The organism is Bacillus sp. NP157 (genome assembly GCA_018889975.1).
Classification (GTDB): Bacteria; Pseudomonadota; Gammaproteobacteria; order Xanthomonadales; family Rhodanobacteraceae; genus Luteibacter.
In genome coordinates, this window is sequence record CP076546.1 from 1,023,225 (window position 1) to 1,045,413 (window position 22,189).

Consider the following 22,189-nt stretch of genomic DNA (forward strand, 5'->3'; position numbering starts at 1 on the left):
TTTACACCGTTCCCGGACCGGCATAGAGTAAAGCTTGCTTTACATGGGCCACGCCAATGTCCGTCGACTCCCTGCTTCCGCGCAAGGTTGCCTTCAACCTCCTTTGTTTCCAGGCCGCCTTCTGGATTTCATTAGGCGTTTCGGCGTGGATGTGGCGTTTCCTGCCGGATGGAACGATCCGGACATGCCTTGTCCTGATCCCGGTCCTCCTTGGCTTGCTCATCGCCGCCAACGCCTTCTGGGTCTACGAGGCCTGCGACGAGTTCATTCGCCTGAGGATCCTCAAGTGCGTCGTGGTCACGGCCATGGTCGTGGCCGCGTGCAGCCTCGGTTATTTCTTCCTGGAACTGCTCGGGTTTCCGCGCCTGAGCATGCTGGTGGTCAACCTGTTTGGCTGGAGCGTATTCAACCTGTCGCTTCTGTACGTGGTCAGCCGCTCGCGATGAAGAATATCCTTCCAGCCCTGCGCGCCGAGCGCGGCTGGACCCAGAGTGACCTGGCTGCGCATCTGAACGTTTCGCGGCAAACGGTGAATGCGGTAGAGACCGGGCGGTATGAGCCCAGCCTGTCGCTCGCGTTTGCCATCGCAGAGCTGTTCAAGCGGCCTATCGAGGCGATCTTCCGGGTTCGATGACTGGCCAGCTCCGACTACGGTCGTGCGGCCAGCCTGGCTTCGCACCGTCCCGCCGGCTTCCACGTACTGACCCGCGTCGTCGCCGGTAGCGTCGAATCGTGTACGACGACGGCAAATCCACGTCGAGGCGTGCTGCCGATCGCCATCAACAGCATCGGTTCGCCACCCGGCATGACGGCTGTGTTCCCGGGACCGGTGCCGACATGCGCGCCGCCGGGCATCTCCACGCAGGTGTCTCCGTCCACGGCATAGAAGCCTTCGGGTCCGGAGTGTTTGTGCGTCGGCGCGCTCATCCCGGGCGCGAAGAACGAATGCACGTATTCCGCACTGAAGGAGGCTGCCTCGGTCATCGGCAGCGGACCCACGCTGGCGGCGTGCTCGCCGCCCCTCGGCCGCCACTCTTTGCCCGCGATGGTGAAGAGCCAGACCTTCCCGAAGTCGGTGACGACCACGCCGTTCGTGCCCCTGGCGGCCGTGGCACTGGCCACGCTCGGGAACACATCGATATGCCAGTAGAGCGGGGCGCTCGGCAGAGGCCCGAGATCCTCGTGGGCGAGAAGACAGGCCGGCCCCGGCGTCGGCGCTGCGCCATCGAAGGCACAGGGCACGGACGTGACCACCTGGCCGGGATCCTGGGTCTGTGCGAAGCAGGGCGTCGAGAGCGACCCCGCGGCGATCAATCCGGCAAACAAGGCGATGCGTGTGCGGCACGGCAGGGTCTGGCGCATGGACGATTCCCGAGGCGTTTGCCCGAATGTAAGCGATTGCTTCGGTCCGGCCCATCGGCCAAATGGCAAGGCGGGGCCTGCCGGGTTCCTTGACAGGGTCGCCTGCCGGATGGATATCTATCGCTCGACGGATAAGCCCGCAGGGATGGACTGGTCGATGAGATCTGTATTTGCCGCACTCGTCCTATCGGCGCTGGTGAGTGTTTCTGCTTATTCGGCAACGCCCGTGCCGAACGTCATCCAGGGCCGCATCACGGAAGTGACCGATTTTCCGCCCGTCGGGTCTGGTTACATCGTTACCTGGATAGGCGTGACCGTCTTTCGTGACGACACGCTTCAAACCAGCGAGGTGCTGATTCCATACGCATCGGACCATGAGGAGCTTCCGATTGCCGGCGAACGCTGCATGTTCAAGGTGCACGACGGGATGGCGGGTGGTTGGATCGGACGTCGCTCGGTCAGGACGCACCCAGCCATCCTGGTGGACTCGTTTCGCTGCGGAAAACCGGGCACGCATAGTGCCGCCGACCTGAACGAGAACAGGGCAGCGTTCGATGGAAAGGAAGTAACCGTCCGGGGGTATCTCTGGATAGGTGCGGAGCAGTTATACATCGTCGATCGACGGTTCTACGCCGACGATGCGTGGAAGACCAATTCAGGCTGCTTGAGCCTATTGAACATCGGTGCCTTGTACGAGCGGGCCGATGTGTTCAACGGAAAATATGTCGAGCTCAATGGGAAATTTGTTGAAAACAGGGATTCGTATGGCGTCAGCCTGATGGCATGCGGTGAGACAGGTATCGACTTGCATGCGAATCCCGGAGCGGCGATCAGGTTCGTGACGCCAGCGGCGCCGTTCCGATGAGGGAGCTTCCAATGAAGAAATTCTTCTCATCAAGCAGTAGCGCAACGGATAAGCCCGGACGGATTGTCTACACGACAATCCGCTCGCTGTTGCTCGCGATCCTGGCCCTGACCACCTCGTCGGCCATGGCAGGCGTCGCAGGTGCGCCCGAGCACGTCAACGCGCGCGTCGTCACCGTGTCGGCCTTTCCGCACAGTATGTCCGGCGTGGTCATCACCTGGGTAGCGCTGACGGTGGCACCGGATGGCGGGGACGAACGCCGCGAATTCCTGATGCCTTTCCTGTCCGAGGATCAGCCTCAACCGAAGGTAGGCGAGGACTGTGTTTTTACGGTCCACCGAGCCAAGGCCGGGGGCACTGTCGGGCGAGCCGTTGCCCCCACCCACGACGCGATCGTTATCGATACGTTCGAATGTGGGCCGCCCGGTATGGGACCATCGCCGGGCACGCACAGTGCCGCCGACCTTAACCAGAACAGGGCAGCCTTTGACGGAAAGGAAGTTACCGTCCGGGGGTATCTCTGGATTGGCGGCGAACAGATGTACCTGGTCGACCGACGCTTTGATGCCGATGATGCATGGGCGCCCGACTCGGGCTGTTTGAGCCTGTTGAATTTTGGCGATCTCGACGAGCATGCCGACTCATTCAGCGGTAAATACGTCGAGCTGAAAGGCAAGTTCGTGAAGGACAATAAACCTTATGGACCGAGCTTGATGGTTTGCGGTGCGACCGGCATCGACCTGCATGCCAATACTGCAACGGCGATTAGGTTAAGGGAGTGACCATCCTCAGGGGGCGCTGAGTGGTTACCCTGGTTGTTCCTCACGCCAACCGGGCGGTGAATATCGCAGCCGGAGCAGCTTGTGATCTATCCCATAAGGAACATGATGAGCTACCGAACAATCAGCCTGACCGTCATTGCCACACTCTTGCTGGCCTTGGGCTACGTGACCTATCACTGGATAGATATGGCCATATCGAACGATTACTCATCGAAGGGAGAGGATGAGGCGCTTGTCTCTAACAAGCAGTTCAGGCGGCTGCTGTTGGTTGCACTGAAAGGGCAGGACAAGGCCCATGTCGTTTCGCTCCTGAATGACGACGCGAATGCGCACCCCGACGAACACATCTTAATCAAGGACGAGGGACGATCGGTCTCCTATGAGAACCACGACTTCAGGTTCTCGAAAGACGGCATCCTCGAGGGGATCGGGCAGGGCGTCGGCGTCCCTGCGCCGGACGCTTGCGGCGGTCCAGAAGATCCGAAGGGTGCGCCTTGCACGGCGCCGTGACCGACGGGTCGTCCTGGGCCGGCACGTCTCAATAACAGGAAGGATCCATGTCAATCCGTCGCGTCGCTGTTGCACTATCTGTTCAACTGCTTGTGTCAGGCATGTTCTTCGCGGGGCCGTGCCGGGCGATGAGCGACGATCCCGTGATGTTGAATGCTGATCTCCAACTGACGACAGCAGAGCAAGCCTCGCTCGCCATCGACGCCATGAAGGGTTCGCCAACGGCCGCACGCAAACTCGGGACATATCACTTCACCTACCGTGGTGACCGGACACAAGCCCTGAAGTGGTACACCGTCGGTGCGGAGAACGGAGACCTTGCCAGCGCCTTCGGCCTCTACAGCATCCTCAATGCAAGTAAGGACGAGGAGGAAAGGCTGCGTGCCATGTTCTGGCTACATAAGGCTGCCGATGGAGGCTTTGGCTACGCCCGTGATGAGTTGAAGGCGCTGGGTCAGTAAGAACTACCGGACAATGGCTCGATTCCTGACCAGGGCCTCGCGAATGGCTTTCGGATCGAACTCGCTGAGGGCAATCCACGGTAGGGTGGCGGGATAATCGAGCACCGACTTAAAAACCGTAACTCCGCCTTCGGTATTCTGGACTGACGTTGCCTCGACGTGCTGGAGGTTCCAAGCGGCTTTCGCTGGATTCCAGGCAAACGTGAAAGTGGTGCCGCCGCGCGTCAGTTCGTTGAAATACGAGACAGACGTAGGCGTGACTTTCAAGTTGTCGAGCAACCCCATGGCGGCGGCAGATTTTGCGGATTCGTTATAGCGGCAGTCTACGATATGCTCGTTTCGAGCGGCGACCCTGGATGTAGTTGCGTCCGTCTGAATCAATAACAGTTCGCACGGGTTACTGTGCGAATCGTTGGCTTGAGTGTGCCTTACGAGAATCACGGTGCCTGACGAAGTGGCGCCCAGCGGTTGTGCGCTCTTGAGGGCGAGGATCGTGTCGTCTTTGTTAAGCAAGCCTTCAATGCCAGTCGGAATCGGCGGAGCGTCCAATGCCAAAAGTTCGAAACTGACGACCATCATGCTCGCTGCTGAAAGGTGTATCAGGCTTCGCACGAAGCATTCCTTAGGCGGATGTGGATAAAACTGAAGATCAATGTCCAGCGAAAAACCACCGGCTACCTTCCCATCCCGCCGTGAGACATCACGGGGCTCTGCATCTGTGCCTGAGCTTGGTCCTGAGTCGTCTGCTGAGCTGCCGCCTGCTGCTGTGTGTGCTGGAATTGCTGCATGGCATCTGGCCACTTAGCGGCACTTTGTTCCATAGGCGTCATAGCGGCACTTGTCGGGACGCTGGTCTGGAGGTCGAACAAGTGGTCCGTTCGGCCCGGCGGGGTCTGCACGGCCCATAGACGGTCGCCGTTGACAGACAAAGCGACTTGGTCAATGCGACTCAAACCATCGGACCTAGCCTGGATGGTCAAGGCGGAAGCGATCTGATCGGTATGCTGGTCTGACGTGCGGCCCAGGCTTTGATCCAGTTTTTCAACATGACCGCGCGCCTGTTGGAACATCGTATGATCGGGATGCGTTGCATCATCGAGCCGTATAGAGTCGGGAGGAATTGCGCTCTCGCGTTCGACCGGGACGTACTTGTACTGATCCCGACCATCGCTGGTGTGATCAAATTTATGAGGCGTTGCCGGCTGCGTGCTGCTATCCAGATAAGGAACCGGTTGCTGGGACGGAAGGCTTAGACCTGCCATTTCCATCATGTCTTCATGAAGCCCAGCGTGCGCCATGTTGATTTGCACCTGGGGCACCGGCCCTCTGCGATGCACAGCAACGCGTTCTTCGGCGCCAATGGTCGCTACCGCCCAGCTTGCGTAATAATTTGGATAATCTTCGATGTGCCCGTGGCCGAGCCCCATGGGGTTTCGAGTGTCACCTGGTTGTAGGTAGGCCGCGGTAGGCCGATCAAAGTAATTCTTTCCCATGGCCGCGACGTTTGCTGCGGTTGCGCTCATGGTGAGATCTGCATTCAGTTGGACGTTCGGGTGGGGTGCCCACTTGCGGTGATTAAGCTCGATGAAGTCGGCTGCGCGCATCGGAGCCGCCACACTCATGTCGGCGAGCGATACGCTTCCCTGATCATGCTGGACCCGGCTGCGCAGGGCGTTCCAGCCTGCAATCTCCGCGCTAGCTTCGTCTTCGCGTCCTGACTGAATGTGACGCTCGACTAGCGTGGTGTAGTCGTGTATCGGCCCGGGCGTAGCGGCCAGGGATCGCACATCGTTGATGAAGTTCGTTCGGTCCTGATCGGCTTTTTGTCCATTAAAGCCGTGTTGGACTTCGTGCCCAATGACAAACGTAAGGTCATGCGGATCGAAGCCGCGTTGGCCAGATCCTGGGGGAACGGTTGTCAGCGATTCGCTGACCAGGTTCATGGCGTGGCCTTGCGAATTGAAGCTTCCCCCCGTCCCCGAGCCAGGCTTGGCGTAGGCGAATGCTTCGAGGATCCGGTGATTTGGCTGGAGCGGATCGGGCGTGGTCGAGGCACGTTTCACCTCATGAGCCAGATCGGGGGACGCATTCAGCGTGCCTTGTAAGTTGTTCAACATATCCGCCGACGTCGCGCGGGTCGCACCGTTCGCATCGACGTAGGTCTTCCCCGCGAAATCGACCACCATCGACTGGACGCGGAGTACCGCGTGAAGATCAACGACGCCTGAAGCCGATAAGGCGTTTGCGGGTAGCGTGACAACGCGGTTGGCGCTGTCGTATTCGCCAATCGGCCGGTCCGGCGCTCCCGGATTGCCAGCAGCGAAACCGTGCAGAACACCTGACTGTGCAGCCGTATCAAGGCGGTGCGATAGATCCGGGTCGCTGGCGACTGCAGCGCGCAGTGCGGATATTTGTTCCGGAGTAACTCCCGGTTGCTGAGCGAACTGATTGACCAGCGCGTCCAGGGCAGAGTATGACGTAGCCATAGCCAATCCTTCGCTTAGTGTCCGCCCGAGACCTGCAGGGAGATGATGCACTGTACGTCGCCGCTTCGAGCGATGTCTCTCGGGGTCAGGACCAAGACAAGCTCGCGTTTTGCGAATTCAAGGCCGAGGACGCTGCCGATCTCTGTAGGTACGGTGCGTTCGACCCAGCCGTGCGATGCGAGCATGGAGCGAAGATGATCGACGGGTAGGGAGCACACGGGAGTGGGATCTGCGTCACCGCTCTCGTGCTCGAACCAGAACCTCAGGCTGGGCTTGAGGGGAGGCTTGGGATCAGCGTGCTGGACGCCGAAGTGCCATCCGAAACCAAGATCGGGACTTTCAAAGATTGACCAGCCCTTTCCAGCTTCCGGGTCCGGGGCCAAATTGATTCCCATCGCACGGTTGATCTCGTTCGTGCCGATATCAGTGGTCGACGCGGCTCCGGACAATAGGCTGAGTACGCGCTGGGTGATGTCGCGAGCAGCGGGCAGCGGCACGCTTCCATGAGCGAACGATTGCATGGATTGATCCTGGTCGGCGTTAATTTGGGGCCGCGCTGCGGCGATAGAACTGGCGTTCGCGGCCTCGGATGTATCATGGGCTGGGGTAGCACATGCGGTCAGAAAGAGGGCGGCTGGGAAAAGCAATGCAATAGAAGAGCGAGTCACGGAGTCCACGTCCTTGGTTTCCTTCAATCAAGCCGGTTGTCGACGGGAATGTCTGGCATGGTAGTGGCATCTAGTGCGCGGTTGGGCGTGGCCAATTGGAATTCCTCTTGCGGTCAGCGACCGTCACTAGTCTGCAGAGTCAGCACACACGCGGTGCCATGTACGTCCGCACCGTCGCGTGGAGTGAGAGTTACTACCATGTCGGCCTTGGCGAATTCCACGGCCAATACACTGCCAAGTTCTGACGGCACCGGCCTCTCCGCCCAGCCATGAGTCGTCAGTGCCACGCGCAATCGATCGAAGGGAAGGGCGCAAACCGGGCCGGCATCGGCAGCAGGGTCGGCGTGATCGAACCAGAAGCGAAAGCCGGGCTTCATCGTCGACTCGCCCGCGGCAAACTGGACCCAGTAGGTCCACCCACGGCCCAGGTCCTGACTGTGATAAACGGCCCAGCCCGCGTCGTTATTGGGATCCGGGCCGAGGGTTGCACCCATCGCACGACCGATGCCGTCGGGTGTGAATGCCGCGGTGGACGGCGCATGGGTCAGGAAGGAGATCACGCGTTCCCCGGCGTCGCGTGCTCCAGGCAGGACTGTGAGCATGGCTTGATCGCTGGCAACCTGAGGGCTGGCATGACTGGCCTGGGGCTTATCGCGCGCCGGTGCGGCACAAGCCAGTAACAGCGCAACGGATAGGCCTGTCTTCGCGGCAAGCGCCCGCTTCATCGAGGCATCTTCCATGGCTCCTGGGCGTTGGCCGCACCGGTGCGGCCGGGGACCCATCGTAAGGGACCGGACGGGCGGAAACATACCGATCGATACACGGTTTCGGCGAGCGGTGTGACGGCCGTCGACGTAAACATCCTGGATCGTTGGCTCAACAAGGCTCACATGCCATTTGCCGTTTGAAAACTCACGACACACACCTTTCCATCCGATATCGTAACGACGTCGTGTCGTGTCAAGGTGAGGCGGATGTCGCTCTTGACGTACGTCAGGAATTCGACACCGCCGATCTCGGAAAGAGTCTCCTGTTCTTCATAGCCGTGCGACATCAATCCTTCACGCACGGCATCAAACGTCGCGCCACAGACAGTGGCGGGAGACGCGGATCTGTTCTCGTTGAAAAACCAAAACCTGAGACCGGGTTTCCTCGCCCTCGATGCCGCCCAGTGGGCGACGGTATAGGTCCAGCCCGCCCCAAGGTCCGGGCTCTGATAGATGGATTCGCCGGGCTCGGAGCCCTGAAGCAATTTGATCCCCATGGCCTGCTCCAGGAGGCCCGGTGTCAGGTCATTCGTCGACCGCAAGCCATCAAGGACAGCCTGGATACGGGCTAGTGCTTGCCGTGCGGCGGGAGAGACTGGGACCTGTCCGTCGGCCACGGAAGCTGTCTGGGGCTCTTTGGCCGAACCTGGGTTTGTCTGTCCATCGCCCGCGTCCGATGCCGCGCTCGTTGCGCCTGACGCTGCCATGGCTACGGCTGCAACGATCCTGATCAGCTTTCGCACGAGTCTGTCCCTGGCTTTGCGAAGGCAAGACTGTATCGCGGGTGAGGCATGGTTTGCCACGCACCAGGACGCAATTCCGCTGCGCACATTCGGAATTCCAACCATTGACCGAGCCTACGCGCTACGGACAGGGTGGCATCGTGTCGGTGTTACCCATAGCCCCCGTATGAACCGTTATTACCAAAACAAGCATTCGCCCTCGACACCTGACCCTCTACCGTCCTCGGCATAGGATCGAGCGAGGAAAGGTATGCGGCGTTACGTTCTCCCGATGGCAACGGCGGCGCTCTTGTCCTCCCTGCCGGCTGCCAGCGCAGATGTACCCGCCGCCACGCCCATGGCCTCCCCATGGCAAGCCATGGCCCGTGCCGACGTCGAATTCATCCTGCAGTGGACACGCAAGGAGCACATCCTTGCCGTCTACCCGGACCCCAAGGCGTTCGAAGGGCTCCTCCAGCGAGCGAAGGCCCAGGCCGATGCCGATATCCCCCGGATCCAGAGCTTCGTCGGCTATCGCCACGCACTCAATCACTTCTCCTCGGTGTTCAGGGACGAGCACTACAGCGTATCCTTCAACCTCCTGCAGCGCAGGCTGCAATGGCCGGGTTTCCTCGCCATCTACATCGACGGCGGCTACCAGACCGTCGCCGGCGACGGCAGCGTCGCGGCGGGGCAGGTGATCTCCGAGTGCGACGGCAAACCGTTGAATGACTGGGTCGACGAGATCGCACCCTATGAAGGATCCATTCCCGGGCTGGAGTCCACCCGCTGGGAAGTCGCCTCGGACATCTTCCGTGACGTACAGAGCCCGTTCTACAAGCGTCCCGTGTCGTGCACCATCGGCGGCAAACCGGTCAAGCTCGACTGGAGACCCCTCGAAGCCACCGCTTTCGCCCAACAGCGGGCAAAGCTGCTCGGCGATGCCGACCTGATCGACCACATCGAACCGCTCGGTGCGGACGGCGCCTGGATCTCCCTCGAAAACATCTCGCCGCACACCGCCAGGGAAGCCGACGCGCTGAAGGCCGTCATCGCCCAATTGCCCAGCCTGCGCTCGAAGAAGCTGATCGTCGTCGACGAACGCAACAACCACGGCGGCCCCTATGAGTGGTTCATGGCCTTCCTTCGCGGGCTTTACGGGACGCCATACACCGACTACTACGCGCGGGCGCGCCTGCAGATCAGCGCCGTCTACCGCACCACGCCCGAGATCCTTGACGCCTTCGGCGGCCCGCCGGAGAACTACAAGCCCCAACCGATCACGATGCCGCCCGACGGCCGCACGTTCGACGCGGACAACCGGCTTTTTTCCGAGGCCCTGGCAGCGCACAAGCCGGTCCTGCACAGCCCGGTCAACAGCGTCCAGATCCCCAGGCCCGCAAGCCCTCCCGACAACCCCGTGCATGCCAGGGTCGTGGTCCTCACGGGATACGCCTGCGCGAGTGCATGCATCGGGCTTATCGACGAGATGAAACGCTTGCCCGGCGTCACCCAGGCAGGGGTCAACACCTTCGTCGACTCGCGTACCGGCACGCCGTTATCCGCAAAGCTTCCCAGCGGCAACGGCGAGATCTCGGTGCCGGTTATGACCCGCGATGGCCGCGTCCGCGGCGACAACGAGCCGCACACCCCCGACGTCCTCTACCACGGCAACATCCAGGATACCGACGCGGTGAAGGCGTGGGTCCTTGAGACCTTCAACCCATAAAGGAGCACGCCATGCGTCAAACCATGACCGTCGCCACCCTCGCGCTATGCGTATCCCTCGCATGCCATGCCACAGACGTGCCGAGCATTCCCACCGCGGCAGACGTGCAGCAGGCGAGTGCCGACACCCTCTCGCCACGGATCCTCGTGCATCCGATGACGACCGTGGACCCCAGCACCGGGGTTGGCTATTTCCAGGATCCTTATCCGATACATACCAGCGCGCCCGACGCGAAGCCGGGCCTGCCGGTGTTCTCGGGAACCACGCAACAGCTCCTGTCGTGCCCCGGCGTGATGCGACCCGACTGCTTCAGCGCCACGCGGGTCACACTGGATCCGGGTCCGTTCGCGGCACAGGCCGCCGCGCAGGGCGCGACGATCAACAACTTCGAAGGCCTGAACATCTTCCAGGACGATGCCGGCACGTGGCAGATGGCTGTCACCGCCCATCTCAAGAAAGGTACGGGCGACGGTTGGAACGTCGTCATGCACGCGCATGCCCGTGGGCAGGCCATGGGTGTGCCCACGGCCTGGGTGGCGGACACCTTGCTGGTCGGCGACCTGGGCCGCCCCGCGCCGGACAATTACAACGGCAAGTACTTCGCCGACAACGGCACCCTTTATCTGATCTACAACAAGAAGGTCGGCGAGGGCCAGGATGCGGTCGTGGCGCAGGTGATGCTGTCGCCTACGCAAAAGGGTGACCACGCACCGGTGCCGCTGCTGGGCCCGGAAACCGCCAACGGTGGCTACAACTCCGAACTGGCCGACGGACTCAACCAGCCCAACGCGGTCAAGCTGGTCGAGACCGGCAACGTGACGAAGATCGACGGCAAGTACGTGATGACGTATTCGGTCGGCACGTTCAACCGTCGCGATTACAAATCGGGCATCGCATGGTCGGATACGTTCCTGCCACCGTCTGGCACGTATTACCGGCGCGTGGAGCAGCCCGACACCGCCGGCGTGTGGGGCCAGGCCAACCACTCCGAGGTCAGGTACCTGCTCCAGTCGCAGATACCGGCGTGGCCCAACTATGTCGGAGGCCAGGTGCTGGCACCGGGCGTGCCGTCGATCGTACGTGGCCCGAAAGGCGCGTATTTCCTCGCCTTCGCGGGCTACGACCCGTCCGATGCGCCGACCAACGACAAGGGCCTGTACAAGGGCCCGCATCGCCGCCCTTACTACGTCCGGTTGGACGTCCACGTGCCAGGAGGCAAGACGGTCGTCGGCGCGAGCATGCGCGAGCTTGCGGGCTGGGTGGAGCCGGCGCGCGTTCCCTGAGGAGCCCGCGCTTCACGAACAGGCCCATGCGTTACCCTGCGCCATCGGCAGGAGAAACGCGTGGACCTGATCGCCGCCTTGAAGTCCTTCGTCCGGGTTGCACAGACCGGTTCCTTTTCCGCGGTCGCCAGCGAACGTGGCCTGACCCAGCCGGCGATCTCGCGGCAGGTCAGTGCGCTTGAAGCACACCTCGGCACGCGGCTCGTGCAACGAAGCACGCAAGCGGTCACGCTCACCGATGAAGGCCGCGAACTGCTCGATCGCGCGCAGCGGCTGATCGATGATGCCGAAAGCCTGCCCTTCAGCATCGGTGCGCAGCGCGGCAAGCCGACGGGGCGCGTTCGCATCGCGCTGCCCGTACCGCTGGGCCTCTACCTGAGCAGCCACCTGGGGCCATTCCTCGCACGACATCCTGGCCTGTCGTTGGATCTGGTGCTGCGTGACGGTGCCAGCAACCTCATCGAAGAGGGCCTGGACTGCGAGATCCGTCTCGGGCCGCTTGACGATTCCACGATGGTCGCCCGTTCGATCGGCATGACCAAGGCCTACCTCGTCGCTGCGCCGGCGTACCTGGACGCGCATCCTCCGTTGCAGCACCCGCACGACCTGGCCCGGCATGCGTGCCTTTTCTACCAGCGCTGGGGCCGTGATCGCACGTGGTGGTTCGGCGATGCGCGCAAGGGCGGCGGGGCGGCCGGCGACGAGATAGCGGTTCCGATCCACGGTCGCATCCACTCCAACAACGCCGGCGCCGTGCATCGCGCGGTATTGGCGGGGCAGGGCATTGCCGTGCTCTCGCACCTGTTGGTCGCCGATGACCTCGCGGCAGGGAGACTGCGCCACGTGCTGCCGGACTTCCCCACGCGCCGGTTCCCGATCCATGTCCTGTACCCATCCAGTCGCGGCCTGCCACCGCGGACGCGTGTGTTGATCGACTACATCGCCGAGCTGCTCGGCAACGATCCGGAGATGGCTCCGGCGAGCGGCAGCTTTCTCGACGTACCCCACACGTGAGGATGGCCATGATGGCTCACCCACCCGACGGTACCGGCCATGGCAGAGACCATCTTCGAAGCACTCCGTGAGAGCCACGCGACCCAACGCTCCCTGATGCGCAAGCTGGTGCGCTCCAAGCCGGGCCCCGACCGCGTGTCGATCTTCACCGACCTGCGGATCGAACTTGCCGCTCACGAAGCCGCCGAAGAGCGCTTCCTTTACGTGCCCATGCTGATGGACGACCGCGGCCTCCATCCCTCCCGCGACGCCCTGGCCGACCACCACAAGATGGACGACCTGGTCGAGGACCTGCAGACCCGGAACCACGCAGGCAGGCACTGGACGGCGACGGTCGCGAAGCTCTCCGAGGAGCTCCACGACCATCTTCGCGAGGAGGAACGCAGTTTCTTCCAGATGGCAGGTAAGATCCTCACCGAGACCCAGAAGACGACCCTTGCCAGGAAGTATCGGAAGGACTACGACGCCATGCGGCGCAAGCTCGCCGAGGCCGGTTAGCGGTCCACGGAGCGTCGGCCGGCGCGCGCGCGAACACGCCCTGGTAACGGTCCGGCGCTGAGGGTTTGCCGGCTGTCCGGTAACATGGGCGAAAGACCGCGCCGGCGGTAGGGATCGCCATGCACCGACATCTGAAGAAAAACCTGGATATCGAGGCGCTACGCGCGCTGGCGATCGGGTTCACCATCCTTGCCCACATCGCGATCGTGCTGAGTCCGACCACGGCCTACTGGCGGGTGCTCGCCCATGCCCGGTTCGGCAGCGGCGTGGACCTTTTCTTCTGCATTTCCGGGTTCATCATCACTCGCTCGATCCTCCCTGAACTGCCGACGCGGCCATCGCTGGGCGCGTTCACGGGCCTGGCCTTTCCGTTCTGGGCACGCCGCGCGCAGCGTCTTTTGCCGGCAGCCCTGTTCTGGATCGTCATCGCCCTGGTCGCGACGGGGATCGTCGGCGGGGATGGTGTCTTCCCATCGCTGGCCGACCAGATGCGCGCGGCATCGGCCGCGGCGTTCCAGTATTTCAACGGCTACTGGCTGACCTGTCGCGCAAACAACACCTGCGGGTCACTGGGTGCGTACTGGAGCCTGTCGCTCGAAAACCAGTTCTATTTCCTGCTGCCGATCGCGGCTGCGATCCTCACGCGCCGCTGGCTACCGCTGCTGTTCCTCGCGGGTTTCCTGGTGCAGGTCGGCATGCCGCGTAACATCACGCAGCCCGAGACGCTTCAGGCCTGGGTGTTCCGTACCGATGCCATCTGCCTCGGCGTCCTGCTCGCTTTCTGGACGGAACGCGCGTCCTACCAGACGTTGATGCCGACCTTCCTGAGAAGCCGAGGCTGGGCCGCCGCCGTATTCCTCGTGCTTTGCTACCTGCTGGCCGTCTTCACCGATCCGACCCCCTGGCTGCAGGCCCAGACAGGCGCGGTTGCCGTCGTCTCGGTCGCGCTGGTGTGGATCGCCAGTTACGACCAGGGCTTCCTCGTGTCGCGCGCATGGACGCGGACCGTCGTGAGTTACATAGGATCGCGGTCGTATTCCATTTATCTGTGCCACCTGTTCGTGCTGTATGTCGTTCGCGACGTCTGGACCCGGCGGGGATGGCTGGACGGGCACCACGATGCGGCGGCCGTCGTATGGTTCATCGCGCTGACCTGGCTGCTGGCCGAAGCCAGCTACCGCTTCGTCGAGAGGCCGTTCCTGCCCAGGCGCCGCCCGGCCGTCGAAGCGCCGGTCGCTCATACGATTGGCTGATACCCATCCCTGTTCCCGGCGCGTACCGTCCATGGGTAACCCGGGAGGTCAGCCATGGTCACCATTACGGTTCGATGCAAAGACCAGAGCGCCAGTGATTGCCTGAAAACGGTGGACGTCGAGACCGGCGTGCCCGAGCTCAACGAGGCGCAGCTGGCGGGTATCTTCAATGCAGGCGGCACGAGGCCACCCCTGAAGGCCGGAGCGATCCACGGGGTCGCGACGGACACCACCTATTTCGTCCCCGTCAGCCTTGATGACGCCGTGTGCACGGCGTGCTCGCGGGACCGTGCATCGGAGATCCCTGAATTCCGTGCGGACGACGAACTGGGATAGCGTTGGCGAAGCGCGCGGCGCAGTTACCACTCGCCATCAGCCACGCCTCCCGAGCCAGCGGCGTCGCTTCCTGTCCGACGCGTAGACGCCCACCGCCGGGACGGTGACATACGCGCTGGTGCCCTTCGGCTCGCCAGGACCGATGGAGAAATGGCCTGACCAGCGGGCGGTGCGCTCGCGGACGCCTTGCAGCCCGAACGACAGCGGCTTGGTGGTCGCGCCGGGTGCCAGGCCGACGCCGTCGTCGCTGACCTCGATGTCGAGGTGGTGCTTGCTGAAGCGGACGTTGACGCAGACGGAGTTGGCATGCGCGTGCTTGCGTACGTTGCGGATGAGTTCCAGCACGATGGCGTTGAGGTCCTCCTCGGCTTCCGAGCGGATCGCCCGCTCTTCGCCGTCGACCGTCACCACGCGTTCGATGCTGGTGGTGGACAGGCACTCTTCGACGGCCGCACGCAGGCGCACCACCAGGGACGTCGACGAGCGCAGCGGCGCGCGGAGGTCGACGATGCGCTGCCGTCCTTCGGCCATCGACTGCTCGGCGACATGCAGGGCTTGCTCGAGGTGGTCTCGCGTCGCGCCGTTGACCAGTGAGTTCGCCGCCACGCGCACGTAGAGCAACACGCCGTGCAGTCCCTGCAGCACGGTGTCGTGCAGCTCGCGTGCGATGCGCTCGCGTTCCATCACCCGCGCAAGCAGGACCGTGCCGAGCACGCGAAGGCGCCACGCGTATAGCGCGTACAGCAGTGCGGCGACGGCGATGGCGCACAGGGCGGCAAACCACGCGGACTGGTAGAAGAACGGTGCGATGCGGAAGGCGAGGCGGGCAGGGAAGTTGCCCCACACGCCATCCTCGTTGGCCGCCAGGACCTCGAAGGTGTAATCGCCCGGCGCGAGGTTGGTGTAGTTCGCCTCGCGTACGTTGCCGACGTCGCGCCACCGCTCGTCGACCCGCGACAGGCGATAGCGGAACCGGGCGCGTTCGGGGATGGCGAGCACCGGCGCCGTGTAGCGGATATCGACGCGCGTGGTGCCGGCGGCGAGTTCGATCCCGGGCGCGCCTTGTGTGTCGTCGAGGCTAAGGATAGCGGCGCTGGGCGCTCGCGGGTTGGGTGCGAGCCGTTCCGGATCGAGCCCGGCCACGCCGGTATCGGAGGCGACCCAGAGACGGCGGCCCACGCCGGGAATCATGGACGGCGCGGGCACGGCGTCGCGCAGGCCGGGCCAGCCGTCGCGCTCATCGAAATGCCGCGCAGCGACGGGGTGTCCCGGGTCGGACCTCCACTGCTGCATCTCGGTGGCCGGGACGTGGTAAAGCCCGTCCGCGGCGTTGACCCATAGCTCGCCGCTCGGCTGTTCGATGATGCCGGTGCCCACACGGATCTCGTGGCCACCTGCAAACAGCAGCGTGCGTACCGGCTTATCGGGCGTGAAGAACTGCACACCGTGGTCGCCGGTGATCCAGACGCCATCGGGGCGTGGCCACACGGCCATGACCGTGCCGACATGGATGCCATCGGCGCTTGTAAAAACGCGAGGGTGCGTACCGTCGTCGTCGACGCTGGCCAGCGTATCGTCGCCATAACCGAGCCACAGGCCACGGTCCGGTCGGGGCGCGATGACCTTGAGCGCGTTTCCCCTGGCAGGCAGCCCCGGTACCGGCGTGGTCGTGCCATCGTGGATGCGGAAGGCCTGGCGGAACGCGAGCCACAGCGAGCCGTCGCGGGCCTGGGCAAGGGCGCGGACCTGTCGTGGGAGTTGGGTGATCGCATCGGGCAGGGGATCGACGTGGAGCTGCCCTTCCTCGATGTGCAGCAGGCCGGCATCCGAGGTCATGAACAGCGTGCCGTCCGCTGCCTTCGCCATCGCATGCGCCATCTTGCCGATGGCTGGCCAGGCCTTCGGCGTGGCACCGAACTCGGTCACGCCGGTTTCCGACGCCACCCACAGATGGTCCTGGCCATCCATGGCGATCACGGGCTTGTACGTGCCCGCCGGGAGCGCGACGGGGTCGAACCGGCCGACGCGGAACTGGTCGAGGCCTTTGGGCGTGGCGACCCAGATCGAGCCATCGCGGTCACGCAGGGTCGCGATGGCGGATGGACCGGTGAGCCCGTCTTTTTCGCCAAAGGTTTCGATGATCGGCTCGCCCGTGGCCGCGCCCTTGCCGGGCCAGGTGACGCGCACCACGCCCGCGTTGGTCCCGCACCAGAGCCCGCCATCGCTATCGAGGATTTCGTCGGCCAAGGGCTCTTTGGGTCGCCAGGTGGCGCCGTCACGTCCCACCTGGGCCGAGTGGAACTCATCGACGGTCTTCAGCTCGAATGCCGATGCACCGGGGCGCAGTTGCAGCGCGCTGGTTTCGCGGAGGATCCAGACGGACTGGTCGGGGGCAACGAAGCCTTCGCGAAAAAACCCGAGCGGGGCTGGCTCGGTCGTCGGGAAGCGCGCCCAGGCGTCGCCGGTGAAACGATAGAGTCCGCTGGTGCGGACGGCCCACAGCGTCCCGTCCCGCGCCTCGCTCATCGAGATCACCGTGCCGGCGCTGCCTGCGGGTGGGAAGACCTGCGCCCGGCCATCGACGATGCGGGTGATGTAGCCCGTGCGGTCGCCGACCCATAGCGCGCCGTCGCGTGCGGAAAGCAGTGACATGATCTGCGGATGGGACAGCACATGGCTGAGGCTGCCATCGAAGGCCACGCCATCGAACCTGAAAAGCCCGGTCGGGCCACCGAGCCAGAGGTAACCGTCACGGTCCTGGGCCATCGCCCAGACGCCCGGCGGTGCGCCCGCGCTCGCGGGGAACGCGCGGTGGATCAGCTGGCCGAGGGGGCGATGCGGCGTGTCAGCCACGGTATCCGCGACGGCGATGGACGCGTGCGCGAGCAAGAGCAGGCCGAGGCTGGCCAGCAGTTGCTGCAAATATCGGCGCATCGGCCTTCCCCGGGACGGTTTCCGTCGATTGTGACCACCACTTCCGCCAGCGTCCAGCGAGCCACGCATGTTCGAAATGCGGATCATCGACGAAACAGGCGGCGCCCCTCGCTCGTCAGCAGGTCCTGCGTGTCGGGATGCGCACGCATGTAGTCGACGACGAAGTCGCACGCGGGATCCACCCGCAAGCCTTGCTGGCGCGCCTGGGCCAGTGCGACCCGTATCAGCTGCAGGCCGACGCCGTTGGCGACGAGGCCCGGTGAAATATCCACGCGGGTGAACGACAATGCGTCCGCGTGTCGTTCGTACCATGCGCTCGCTGTTTCGTTTCCCAGCTCAGCTACAAAGCGCCCTTCGTCGGGCGCGTCCCTGATGACGATATCCGCTGCCATGCTTGCGCCGTCGGAATGGCCGGATCTCCGGCGACGTGGAAACCGTAGACCCTGCAGCCACGACGGTATTGCATTATTGGTGTCATGGCGCCATCTAGCGGCACATTCGTCGTTGCGCCGCCTGACGTTCGTTCAATCCGTGGGCCGGGCCCTGGCGGAACATCGGGCGCGCCGTCCCCCTTTCGTGGAATCCGATCATGTCTGCTACAACGCCGCCCACCAGTGAACCTGGCCGGGGCACCCTGTTCGCGATGGCGCTCGCCGCAGGCCTCGCGGTGGCCTCCATCTACTACAACCAGCCGATGCTGGGGGTGATGTCCGGCGACCTGCACGATGCGCGCGTCAGCGGATGGATCCCCACGCTGACCCAGCTGGGTTATGCGGTGGGCCTGCTGTTCCTGCTGCCGCTGGGCGACATGCTCGAGCGGCGGCGGCTCATCGTCGTGCAATTCGGCGTGCTCGCGGTGGCCCTGGTCGTGATGGCCCTGGCACCGGGCGTGGCCGTGCTGGCCCTGGCCTCCGTGCTGGTCGGCGCGGCGGCGACGGTGGCCCAGCAGATCGTCCCGTTCGCGGCGATCCTGTCCGCACCCGAGAAACGCGGCGCGGCGATCGGCACCGTGATGAGCGGACTGCTGACGGGCATCCTGCTCAGTCGCACGCTCGCCGGCATCGTCTCCAGCGTCGCCGGCTGGCGGGCGATGTTCTGGCTCGCCGTGCCGCTGGCCGTGCTCGGTGCGGTGCTGATGGCGCGCAGCCTGCCGTCGCATCATCCTGCCAGGAAGCTGCGCTACGGCGATCTGCTCAGCTCGCTCGTGCACCTGTGGCGCAATGAACCGGTGTTGCGTAAGGCAGCGGCGACCCAGGCGCTGTTGTTCGCCTCCTTCTCGGCATTCTGGACGACGCTGGCACTGCGGCTGGCCGAGCCGCCGCTCAACCTTGGCGCTGCCTCGGCCGGCCTGTTCGGTATCGTCGGCGCCGTCGGCGTGGCGATGGCGCCGGTGGCGGGCCGCGTGGCTGATCGTCGCGGGCCAGCGCCGGTCATTGCCCTCGGTGCCGCGGCAACGATCGTGGCGTGGCTGGTGTTTGGATTCTGGTCGAGCCTGGTTGGGCTCATCGTCGGCGTGATCGTGCTGGACTTCGGCGTGCAGATCTCGCTGGTATCCAACCAGCACCTGATCTATGGCCTGCACCCCGAGTACAAGAGCCGGCTCAACACGCTGTTCATGACCACGATGTTCGTCGGCGGTGCGATCGGCTCGCTGCTCGCCGCCACGGCGTGGGCGCACGGTGGCTGGAAAGCCGTCTGCGTGTTGGGTGGCGTCATGCCGATCGGCGCGCTGTTGCTCAGCGACGCGCGGCGTCTCGTACAGGCCGCCGGGTCGCGTTGATCTCGTTGCGATGCGCTAGCTCACGCCGCGTCAACGGGCGGCCCAATCGTGCTATTTCGCGCTACGCGTGGTCGATACGCTGCAGGCCTCCCCGGCTGCAGTCGACCCACGATGAAACACCATACCGTTAGCGCGAATGGCATCCGCCAGCACTACATCGACGCGGGCGAGGGCGCGGCTGTCGTCCTCCTGCACGGGTTCCCCGAGACGAGCTATGCATGGCGACACCAGATACCGGCGCTGGCGAAGCGTTATCGCGTGATCGCGCCGGACCTGCGGGGATACGGCAAGACCGACAAGCCCGCCACGGGTTACGACAAGCGCAACATGGCCAGGGACCTTGTCGCCTTGCTCGACCACCTTGGCATCGATCGCATCGCGCTGGTCGGGCATGACCGCGGCGCGCGCGTCGCGACCCGCTTCGCCAAGGACCACCCGTATCGCGTCGACCGCCTGGTGGTGATGGACAACGTGCCGACGCGCATCGTCGCCCAGTCGATGAACGCCCGGCTCGCGAAGGCGTACTGGTTCTTCAGCTTCCACCAGGTGCTCGACCTGCCCGAGGCGCTCATCGCCGGGCGGGAGGACGTGTGGCTACGGCACTTCTTCAGCGACTGGTGCTATGACCCGCACACCATCGCGGGCGCGGACTTCGACGCCTACGTGGCGGCATATCGCGAGCCGGGCGCCGTGCGCGGCGCGATGAGCGACTACCGGGCCGCGCCCGAGGATGTGCTGCAGGACGAGCAGGACGCCGACCAATTGATTGCCTGTCCGACGATGTCGATCTGGGGCGCCGACTTCGAAGCCGTCGGTGGCTCCTTCGACATGGCCGCCGTGTGGCGGGGCATGGCAACGCATCTCCGCGCCGAGCCGATCGCACAGTGCGGGCACCTGCCGCAGGAAGAACAGCCCGAGATCGTCAACGGCCTGCTGCTCGATTTCCTGCAGGGTTGGAACGGGGGTGCGGCATGAAGCGGCCGTGGCTTTCGGTGTCGTTGTTGGCGGTCGTGGGCGTGGTGGGCGCCGTGGCGGCCGCCGATGTCCGGGTCGGCCCGCAGGGGCCCGGCTTCTACCGGCTACGCATGGGCGGCGACGAAGTGACCGCCTTGCTCGATGGCACCCATCCTTTCCCGGCCGATGAACTGCTCACGCATGTCGAGCGCAAGGAAGTCGATGCACGCCTCAAGGCGGATTACCTGGCCTCGCCCGTGCAGGGATCGATCAACGCGTTCCTGGTCCGTACACCCGATCGCCTGGTGTTGATCGACACGGGCGCGGGTCCGCTGTACGCGGGCGACGGTGGCTTCCTGCCCACGGCCTTGCTCGCGGCGGGGTATCGCCCCGAAGACGTCACCGACATCCTCCTTACCCACCTGCACCGGGATCATGTCGGTGGGCTGATCCGCAACGGCACGATGCTTTTCCCGAACGCCATCGTGCACGTCAACCAGGCCGACGCCGACTTCTGGCTCAACCCGGCCAACGAGGGCAAGGTACAGAAGGTACTGCTGCCCATGTTCCCGGGAGCGATGGATTCGCTCGCGCCGTATCAGAAAGCGGGGCACGTGGTGACCTTCAAGGGCGAGACCGAGGTGCTGCCAGGCTTCCACGCCATTCCTGCACCGGGGCACACGCCGGGACACACCTGGTACCTGGTCACCAGTGGCGATGAGCACCTGCTTGCATGGGGCGACACCGTCCACGTGGCGTCGGTGCAACTGGCGGACCCAGGCGCATCCATTCGCTACGACTACGACGAGGCGGCGGCCGCGGTCTCGCGCAAGCGTGCGCTGGAAGAGGCCACGGCCAGGGGCTACTGGGTCGCGGCGGCGCACGTGTCGTTCCCTGGCCTCGGACACATCAAGCGCGCGGGCGACGGCTACCAGTGGATCCCGGTGAACTACACGCGTACGCCCTGAATCAGGCGAGGTAGCCCCGGGCGAGCGCGATCGATAGCGCATGCGCCCGGTTGGTCGCCCGCAGCTTGCCCATCGCGTTGGAAAGATGCTCCTTGACCGTATCGGCGGCGATGCCGAGGTGCAGCGCGATCTGCTTGTTCTCCAGCCCCGCGGCCACACCGCGCAGCACGGACAGCTCGCGGTCGGTCAGCGGCTCGTCGCCGCGGTGGTCGGAGAGACGCCTGGCGACTTCCGCCGAGACGCGGTGCTGGCCTGCGTGGACCGCGCGGACGACGCCGACAAGGTCCTTCGGTAGCGACGTCTTCAGCAGGTAACCCTGCGCGCCGGCGTCGAGGGTCCGCCGCGCGGCCGCGTCGCCGCCATAGGTCGTCAGGACGATCACACGCGCCATCGGGTCGATCCTGCGCATGGCGCCCACTACCTCGTCGCCGTCCATGTCGGGTAGCTTGAGGTCGACCACCGCCACGTCGGGGCGCATCGTGCGGAACGCCTCGATGCCTTCGCTACCGGTGCCGGCCTGGCCGACGATGAGCACGTCCGGTTCGGCCGCCAGCATGGCGACGACGCCTGCGCGAAACAGGGGATGGTCGTCGACGACGATGATGCGGATGGGTTGTGGCGTCATGGGGATACCGGGGCGGACTCCCGACGAGGTTACCGCGCTTCGGTGGCGCGTGCCTTGTCAAAACGCATCCGGGGTCGGCTTAGGAAAGTGACCCCCCATACAGGGGGTCACGCTGCGTGGTGCCGCGGATAGCATCCGATTCGTCTTCTCGCTGTGAAGATGGTGGACCCCATGCAAACCGATATGTCGTTG

The 22,189-nt window shown here is 64.2% G+C and carries 24 protein-coding genes; 15 read left to right on the top strand and 9 right to left on the bottom strand.

Annotated features, from left to right (window positions below):
* Window positions 1–56 precede the first annotated feature (56 nt).
* Complete coding sequence (locus tag KPL74_04560) at window positions 57–446, top strand: hypothetical protein (protein ID QWT21273.1); 390 nt, start codon at window positions 57–59, stop codon at window positions 444–446.
* Complete coding sequence (locus KPL74_04565; GenBank protein ID QWT21274.1) at window positions 443–634, top strand: helix-turn-helix transcriptional regulator; 192 nt, start codon at window positions 443–445, stop codon at window positions 632–634. Before KPL74_04560 ends, KPL74_04565 begins: the two co-directional genes overlap by 4 nt.
* A 14-nt stretch (window positions 635–648) precedes the next feature.
* Here KPL74_04565 and KPL74_04570 read toward each other — a convergent pair whose 3' ends face one another.
* Window positions 649–1,362 carry a hypothetical protein gene (locus KPL74_04570; protein ID QWT21275.1) on the bottom strand — a complete coding sequence of 238 codons (714 nt, stop codon included), beginning with the start codon at window positions 1,360–1,362 and terminating at the stop codon, window positions 649–651.
* 109 nt (window positions 1,363–1,471) lie between these two features.
* On the opposite strand from KPL74_04570, the gene KPL74_04575 reads away from it, so the two are divergent.
* The 4 genes from KPL74_04575 (at window position 1,472) to KPL74_04590 (ending at window position 3,980) form a co-directional block, all read left to right on the top strand.
* Window positions 1,472–2,227 (top strand): hypothetical protein, encoded by a 756-nt coding sequence (locus KPL74_04575; protein ID QWT21276.1) that lies wholly within the window; start codon window positions 1,472–1,474, stop codon window positions 2,225–2,227.
* 11 nt (window positions 2,228–2,238) lie between these two features.
* A complete protein-coding gene (locus KPL74_04580; GenBank protein ID QWT21277.1) occupies window positions 2,239–3,009 on the top strand; it encodes a hypothetical protein in 771 nt (256 codons plus the stop codon).
* A 105-nt stretch (window positions 3,010–3,114) separates the two neighbouring features.
* Window positions 3,115–3,519 carry an immunity protein 58 gene (locus KPL74_04585; GenBank protein QWT21278.1) on the top strand — a complete coding sequence of 135 codons (405 nt, stop codon included), beginning with the start codon at window positions 3,115–3,117 and terminating at the stop codon, window positions 3,517–3,519.
* Between the two features lie 47 nt (window positions 3,520–3,566).
* The gene (locus tag KPL74_04590) at window positions 3,567–3,980 is read left to right on the top strand and encodes a hypothetical protein (protein ID QWT21279.1); all 414 of its coding nucleotides are present in this window, start codon (window positions 3,567–3,569) and stop codon (window positions 3,978–3,980) included.
* 3 nt (window positions 3,981–3,983) lie between these two features.
* Here the strand turns inward: KPL74_04590 and KPL74_04595 are convergent, their stop codons facing one another.
* From KPL74_04595 to KPL74_04615, 5 genes are all read right to left on the bottom strand, one after another.
* Window positions 3,984–4,559, bottom strand: a complete 576-nt coding sequence (locus KPL74_04595; protein QWT21280.1) for a hypothetical protein — start codon at window positions 4,557–4,559, stop codon at window positions 3,984–3,986.
* Window positions 4,560–4,654: 95 nt separating this feature from the next.
* Window positions 4,655–6,466, bottom strand: coding sequence for a hypothetical protein (locus tag KPL74_04600; GenBank protein QWT21281.1), 1,812 nt, complete (start codon window positions 6,464–6,466; stop codon window positions 4,655–4,657).
* 14 nt (window positions 6,467–6,480) lie between these two features.
* Window positions 6,481–6,987 carry a hypothetical protein gene (locus KPL74_04605; protein QWT21282.1) on the bottom strand — a complete coding sequence of 169 codons (507 nt, stop codon included), beginning with the start codon at window positions 6,985–6,987 and terminating at the stop codon, window positions 6,481–6,483.
* A gap of 260 nt (window positions 6,988–7,247) precedes the next feature.
* Window positions 7,248–7,874 carry a hypothetical protein gene (locus KPL74_04610; GenBank protein ID QWT21283.1) on the bottom strand — a complete coding sequence of 209 codons (627 nt, stop codon included), beginning with the start codon at window positions 7,872–7,874 and terminating at the stop codon, window positions 7,248–7,250.
* 146 nt (window positions 7,875–8,020) lie between these two features.
* Complete coding sequence (locus KPL74_04615; GenBank protein ID QWT21284.1) at window positions 8,021–8,644, bottom strand: hypothetical protein; 624 nt, start codon at window positions 8,642–8,644, stop codon at window positions 8,021–8,023.
* A 358-nt stretch (window positions 8,645–9,002) separates the two neighbouring features.
* Here KPL74_04615 and KPL74_04620 point away from each other — a divergent pair, with 358 nt between their 5' ends.
* From KPL74_04620 to KPL74_04645, 6 genes are all read left to right on the top strand, one after another.
* Window positions 9,003–10,352, top strand: a complete 1,350-nt coding sequence (locus KPL74_04620; GenBank protein ID QWT21285.1) for a hypothetical protein — start codon at window positions 9,003–9,005, stop codon at window positions 10,350–10,352.
* An 11-nt stretch (window positions 10,353–10,363) separates the two neighbouring features.
* Window positions 10,364–11,635 (top strand): hypothetical protein, encoded by a 1,272-nt coding sequence (locus KPL74_04625; GenBank protein QWT21286.1) that lies wholly within the window; start codon window positions 10,364–10,366, stop codon window positions 11,633–11,635.
* 60 nt (window positions 11,636–11,695) lie between these two features.
* Complete coding sequence (locus KPL74_04630) at window positions 11,696–12,649, top strand: LysR family transcriptional regulator (GenBank protein QWT21287.1); 954 nt, start codon at window positions 11,696–11,698, stop codon at window positions 12,647–12,649.
* A gap of 39 nt (window positions 12,650–12,688) precedes the next feature.
* A complete protein-coding gene (locus tag KPL74_04635; GenBank protein ID QWT21288.1) occupies window positions 12,689–13,147 on the top strand; it encodes a hemerythrin domain-containing protein in 459 nt (152 codons plus the stop codon).
* A gap of 119 nt (window positions 13,148–13,266) precedes the next feature.
* Entirely contained in the window at window positions 13,267–14,400 is a 1,134-nt protein-coding gene (locus KPL74_04640; protein ID QWT21289.1) for an acyltransferase, read from the top strand.
* Between the two features lie 54 nt (window positions 14,401–14,454).
* Entirely contained in the window at window positions 14,455–14,736 is a 282-nt protein-coding gene (locus tag KPL74_04645) for a hypothetical protein (protein QWT21290.1), read from the top strand.
* Window positions 14,737–14,772: 36 nt separating this feature from the next.
* Here the strand turns inward: KPL74_04645 and KPL74_04650 are convergent, their stop codons facing one another.
* Both KPL74_04650 and KPL74_04655 read right to left on the bottom strand, forming a co-directional pair.
* On the bottom strand, window positions 14,773–17,670 hold the full coding sequence (locus KPL74_04650; protein QWT21291.1) for a hypothetical protein: 2,898 nt from the start codon (window positions 17,668–17,670) through the stop codon (window positions 14,773–14,775).
* Window positions 17,671–17,753: 83 nt separating this feature from the next.
* Window positions 17,754–18,062, bottom strand: coding sequence for an N-acetyltransferase (locus KPL74_04655; protein QWT21292.1), 309 nt, complete (start codon window positions 18,060–18,062; stop codon window positions 17,754–17,756).
* A gap of 197 nt (window positions 18,063–18,259) precedes the next feature.
* On the opposite strand from KPL74_04655, the gene KPL74_04660 reads away from it, so the two are divergent.
* The 3 genes from KPL74_04660 (at window position 18,260) to KPL74_04670 (ending at window position 21,372) form a co-directional block, all read left to right on the top strand.
* A complete protein-coding gene (locus KPL74_04660; protein QWT21293.1) occupies window positions 18,260–19,450 on the top strand; it encodes an MFS transporter in 1,191 nt (396 codons plus the stop codon).
* Window positions 19,451–19,561: 111 nt separating this feature from the next.
* Window positions 19,562–20,425: an alpha/beta hydrolase gene (locus KPL74_04665; GenBank protein ID QWT21294.1), complete on the top strand. Its 864-nt coding sequence runs from the start codon at window positions 19,562–19,564 to the stop codon at window positions 20,423–20,425.
* A complete protein-coding gene (locus KPL74_04670; GenBank protein QWT21295.1) occupies window positions 20,422–21,372 on the top strand; it encodes an MBL fold metallo-hydrolase in 951 nt (316 codons plus the stop codon). The genes KPL74_04665 and KPL74_04670 overlap by 4 nt, the downstream gene beginning before the upstream one ends.
* Window position 21,373: 1 nt before the next feature.
* Here the strand turns inward: KPL74_04670 and KPL74_04675 are convergent, their stop codons facing one another.
* A complete protein-coding gene (locus KPL74_04675; GenBank protein QWT21296.1) occupies window positions 21,374–21,997 on the bottom strand; it encodes a response regulator transcription factor in 624 nt (207 codons plus the stop codon).
* Window positions 21,998–22,189: the final 192 nt, after the last annotated feature.

Bases quoted from the DNA above. Each gene is read 5' to 3' on its own strand.
- KPL74_04560 (QWT21273.1), top strand. From the start codon at position 57: ATGTCCGTCGACTCCCTGCTTCCGCGCAAGGTTGCCTTCAACCTCCTT.
- KPL74_04565 (QWT21274.1), top strand. From the start codon at position 443: ATGAAGAATATCCTTCCAGCCCTGCGCGCCGAGCGCGGCTGGACCCAG.
- KPL74_04570 (QWT21275.1), bottom strand. From the start codon at position 1,362: ATGCGCCAGACCCTGCCGTGCCGCACACGCATCGCCTTGTTTGCCGGA.
- KPL74_04575 (QWT21276.1), top strand. From the start codon at position 1,472: ATGGATATCTATCGCTCGACGGATAAGCCCGCAGGGATGGACTGGTCG.
- KPL74_04580 (QWT21277.1), top strand. From the start codon at position 2,239: ATGAAGAAATTCTTCTCATCAAGCAGTAGCGCAACGGATAAGCCCGGA.
- KPL74_04585 (QWT21278.1), top strand. From the start codon at position 3,115: ATGAGCTACCGAACAATCAGCCTGACCGTCATTGCCACACTCTTGCTG.
- KPL74_04590 (QWT21279.1), top strand. From the start codon at position 3,567: ATGTCAATCCGTCGCGTCGCTGTTGCACTATCTGTTCAACTGCTTGTG.
- KPL74_04595 (QWT21280.1), bottom strand. From the start codon at position 4,559: ATGATGGTCGTCAGTTTCGAACTTTTGGCATTGGACGCTCCGCCGATT.
- KPL74_04600 (QWT21281.1), bottom strand. From the start codon at position 6,466: ATGGCTACGTCATACTCTGCCCTGGACGCGCTGGTCAATCAGTTCGCT.
- KPL74_04605 (QWT21282.1), bottom strand. From the start codon at position 6,987: ATGCAATCGTTCGCTCATGGAAGCGTGCCGCTGCCCGCTGCTCGCGAC.
- KPL74_04610 (QWT21283.1), bottom strand. From the start codon at position 7,874: ATGGAAGATGCCTCGATGAAGCGGGCGCTTGCCGCGAAGACAGGCCTA.
- KPL74_04620 (QWT21285.1), top strand. From the start codon at position 9,003: ATGGCCCGTGCCGACGTCGAATTCATCCTGCAGTGGACACGCAAGGAG.
- KPL74_04625 (QWT21286.1), top strand. From the start codon at position 10,364: ATGCGTCAAACCATGACCGTCGCCACCCTCGCGCTATGCGTATCCCTC.
- KPL74_04635 (QWT21288.1), top strand. From the start codon at position 12,689: ATGGCAGAGACCATCTTCGAAGCACTCCGTGAGAGCCACGCGACCCAA.
- KPL74_04640 (QWT21289.1), top strand. From the start codon at position 13,267: ATGCACCGACATCTGAAGAAAAACCTGGATATCGAGGCGCTACGCGCG.
- KPL74_04645 (QWT21290.1), top strand. From the start codon at position 14,455: ATGGTCACCATTACGGTTCGATGCAAAGACCAGAGCGCCAGTGATTGC.
- KPL74_04650 (QWT21291.1), bottom strand. From the start codon at position 17,670: ATGCGCCGATATTTGCAGCAACTGCTGGCCAGCCTCGGCCTGCTCTTG.
- KPL74_04655 (QWT21292.1), bottom strand. From the start codon at position 18,062: ATGGCAGCGGATATCGTCATCAGGGACGCGCCCGACGAAGGGCGCTTT.
- KPL74_04660 (QWT21293.1), top strand. From the start codon at position 18,260: ATGTCTGCTACAACGCCGCCCACCAGTGAACCTGGCCGGGGCACCCTG.
- KPL74_04665 (QWT21294.1), top strand. From the start codon at position 19,562: ATGAAACACCATACCGTTAGCGCGAATGGCATCCGCCAGCACTACATC.
- KPL74_04670 (QWT21295.1), top strand. From the start codon at position 20,422: ATGAAGCGGCCGTGGCTTTCGGTGTCGTTGTTGGCGGTCGTGGGCGTG.
- KPL74_04675 (QWT21296.1), bottom strand. From the start codon at position 21,997: ATGACGCCACAACCCATCCGCATCATCGTCGTCGACGACCATCCCCTG.